At 45.1% G+C, this 743-nt stretch carries 1 protein-coding gene; it reads right to left on the bottom strand.

Annotation, left to right across the window (positions count from 1 at the left end):
* Window positions 1-701 (bottom strand): sugar transporter (locus R7190_RS27135; protein ID WP_318137836.1); only part of this gene is annotated, 701 nt, incomplete at its 3' end.
* Window positions 702-743: the final 42 nt, after the last annotated feature.

Genomic DNA, 743 nt, shown 5'->3' with positions numbered 1-743 from the left:
GCGCCGAAAATACCATAGGCAACGCCAACAAAACTCAGCATGAAGAAATTCGTAAAGTGGCTAAAGATAAGCTGACTGAGTAATCCTGCACCTAATGGAATTAATCCCATCAAAATGAATACTTGCTTGTTGTATGGTCTGCTTTTGTTCCATGAACGACGCAAACTGCGCGGCTGATGATCCATTGCGGTCGCTGGCAGAACAAACGACCAACGCGCCATCACCCAATAGCCTGGAATGCTTGCAACTGTTGTGATAAACGCCATGGCGACAAAATCGGGTTCACCGCTTTCTGCAATGTAGATAAACGACAATACAAAGATTGGGATACCAATGACGAGCATCATCATCAGTCCAAACAATATCCACCAGCCAATGAAACGGAATTCTCGGGCCGACAAACGAAACACATCCAACGCCGAGTGCATGTAATCGCTAACCAAATAAATCCGGTGCACACGCACAGCAGCCATCGCAGCAACAAGTGGGTATAAAACGATTGTGACGAAATAAAATCCCGTGATGTTTCCTTCTTGGACGCTCGCTTGATCTTGCCCCGTCATTTCAGGATACATAAACACAAAAATTGAGTGCACGATGATTAATGGAATACAAGCAATGACAATTGCGAGTAGGTTCCTTCTGACCATCACTGCCGCTTCTCGGCATATTTCCGAAACAGAAAAGTCCTCGGTTGACATACAACATCCTTAATGTGTAAAAATCTGCCCCTAGGGTAACAG

It is taken from the genome of Vibrio sp. 1078-1, assembly GCF_033340475.1.
Note: the sequence above shows the minus strand (reverse complement) of the source record. Positions and strands in the feature narration are given on the sequence as shown.